This is a genomic window from Hydrogenophaga borbori (assembly GCF_003417535.1).
GTDB classification, from domain to species: Bacteria; Pseudomonadota; Gammaproteobacteria; order Burkholderiales; family Burkholderiaceae_C; genus Hydrogenophaga; species Hydrogenophaga borbori.
Genome location: NZ_QVLS01000029.1, coordinates 1 through 2,600 on the forward strand (window position 1 = coordinate 1; position 2,600 = coordinate 2,600).

The following is a 2,600-nucleotide window of genomic DNA, read 5'->3' on the forward strand; positions in this document are numbered from 1 at the left end:
GAGCTGACCATGTTCTATCGCGAAAACGGTCAGTTCAAGACCTCCTACCGCGCCGACCAGCAGATCTTCCCCATCGACCAGGACCGATGGCTCATTCTGGCCCTGCTGGCGATCGTTTGCCTGGTGGTGCCGGCGCTCGCGAGCGATTACCTGTTGCGGGCGATTCTCGTGCCCTTCCTGATCCTTGCGCTCGCGGCCATCGGGGTGAACATCCTGGTGGGCTACTGCGGCCAGATCAGCATGGGCTCGGGGGCCTTCATGGCGATGGGCGCCTACATGGCCTACAACAGCCTCGTGCGTTTCGATGGCATGCCCCTGGTCGTGGCCCTGCTCATTGGCGGTCTGTGTGCCACGGTGTTCGGTGTGCTGTTCGGCCTGCCCAGCCTGCGTGTCAAGGGCTTGTACCTCGCCGTCGCCACGCTGGCCGCGCAGTTCTTCGCCGACTGGATGTTCCTGCGCGTGAAGTGGTTCACCAACGACTCGCCTTCCGGTTCGGTGTCCGTGTCGAACCTGCAGCTGATGGGTTGGTCGATCGATACGCCGGTGGAGAAGTACCTGTTCTGCCTGGGCTTCGTGGTGGTGTTTGCCTGGCTCGCGAAGAACCTGGTGCGCAGCGCCATCGGCCGCGAGTGGATGGCCATCCGCGACATGGACGTGGCCGCGGCGGTCATCGGCATCCGCCCGATGTACGCCAAGCTCACCGCCTTTGCGGTCTCCAGCTTCATCATCGGTGTGGCCGGTGGCCTGTGGGCCTTCGTGCACCTGGGCGCCTGGGAGCCCGCCGCCTTCGGCGTGGAGCGTTCGTTCCAGCTGCTGTTCATGATCATCATCGGCGGCCTGGGCTCCATCGTCGGCGCCTTCTTCGGCGCGGCCTTCATCGTGCTGCTGCCGATTTTTCTCAACCAGTTCCTTCCGGTGCTGGGCGCGCTTGTGGGCGTGTCCATCAGCACCACGGGCGTCGCCCACGCCGAAGCCATGGTCTTCGGCGCCCTGATCGTCTGGTTCCTCATTGTGGAACCGCACGGACTGGGCCGCCTGTGGGCACTGGGCAAACAAAAGATGAGGACCTGGCCGTTCCCTCACTGACAGGCAGCGGGAGAGTGCACGACAACGGCCGATTCGCCCCGAACCGATAACCCACAGGAGACAGAGATGATGAAAACAACGCGCGCCCTGATCGTCGCTTCCGCGGCCCTCGTGCTCGCCACCACCACCACGGCCGGCTTCGCGCAGGCGAAGGAGCAGTTCTTCCCGCTGCTGACCTTTCGCACAGGGCCCTACGCGCCCAGCGGTGCGCCCTGGGCCAACGGCTTCGTGGACTACTTCAAGCTGGTCAATGCCAAGGGCGGCATCAACGGCGTGCGCGTGGCCTGGGAAGAATGCGAGACCGGCTACGCCACCGACCGCGGCGTGGAGTGCTACGAGCGGCTGAAAGGCAAGAACGGCGGCGCCACGGTGTTCCAGACCATGTCCACGGGCATCACCTTCGCGCTCACCGAGCGTGGCGCGGCCGATGGCATCCCGATCCTCACGCCGGCCTATGGCCTGAGCGAGAGCGCCGACGGCGAGGTGTTCAAGTGGAGCTTCCCGATCGCGGGTTCGCACTGGGCGTCGGCGGACACGCAGATCCAGTTCGTGGGCCACAAGCTCGGCGGCATGGACAAGCTCAAGGGCAAGAAGATCACGCTGCTGTACCACGACAGCCCGTATGGCAAGGAAGCGATCCCGGTGCTGACGGCGCGCGCCAAGCAGCACGGCTTCGAGCTCACCAACATTCCGGTGCCGCACCCCGGCGTGGACCAGAAGGCGCCCTGGCTTCAGATCCGCCAGGGTCGCCCCGACTATGTGCTGCTGTGGGGCTGGGGCGTGATGAACTCCACCGCGCTGAAGGAAGCGCACGCCACCGGTTTCCCGCGCAACCGCATCGTGGGCGTCTGGCCTTCGGGTTCGGACTCCGACGTGAAAGGCGTGGCCGGTGCCGAAGGCTACAGCGCGGTGCTGATCCTGCCGGGTCCGGGCTTCGACTCGAAGATCGCCAAGGAAGTGCTGGCCACGCTGCACGCCAAGAACGAAGGCGCGGGTCCGAAGGACGAGGTGGGTTCGGCGCTGTACATGCGCGGCCTGATGAACGCGATGTTTGCCGTTGAGGGCGTGCGCCGCGCGCAGGAGAAGTTCGGCAAGGGCCAGGTGATGACGGCGGCGCAGGCGCGCTGGGGCTACGAGAACCTCGACATCGACCAGAAGCGCCTGCGCGAGCTCGGCCTGGACGATGTGATGCGGCCGGTGGCGACGAGCTGCAAGGACCACATGGGCCCGTCTTCCGCTCGCGCTTATACCTGGAACGGCAAAACCTGGGACGTGAGTTCGGACTGGCTGCAGGCCGATCCCGCCATCATGAACCCGCTGCTCAAGGCCGCCGCCGACAAGTACGTGGCCGACAAGAAGCTGACGCGCCGCGCCGCGGCCGACTGCGCGTCATGAGCGCGCCCGCCGCCCAGGTCGCGCCGATCGTCCTCAACGTCAACGGCATCGAGGTCATCTACAACCACGTGATCCTGGTGCTCAAAGGCGTCTCGCTGAGCGTGCGCGAGGGCCAGATC

The 2,600-nt window shown here is 65.7% G+C and carries 2 protein-coding genes and 1 pseudogene; all 3 read left to right on the top strand.

Annotated elements, in window-relative coordinates; genetic code table 11:
- Window positions 1-9 precede the first annotated feature (9 nt).
- Window positions 10-1,086 carry a branched-chain amino acid ABC transporter permease gene (locus DY262_RS21445; RefSeq protein ID WP_116961071.1) on the top strand — a complete coding sequence of 359 codons (1,077 nt, stop codon included), beginning with the start codon at window positions 10-12 and terminating at the stop codon, window positions 1,084-1,086.
- Window positions 1,087-1,155: 69 nt separating this feature from the next.
- Window positions 1,156-2,481, top strand: coding sequence for an ABC transporter substrate-binding protein (locus tag DY262_RS21450; protein ID WP_116961072.1), 1,326 nt, complete (start codon window positions 1,156-1,158; stop codon window positions 2,479-2,481).
- Window positions 2,478-2,600: pseudogene (locus DY262_RS21455) on the top strand (ABC transporter ATP-binding protein); the annotation flags it as partial. The gene DY262_RS21450 and the pseudogene DY262_RS21455, both read left to right, overlap by 4 nt.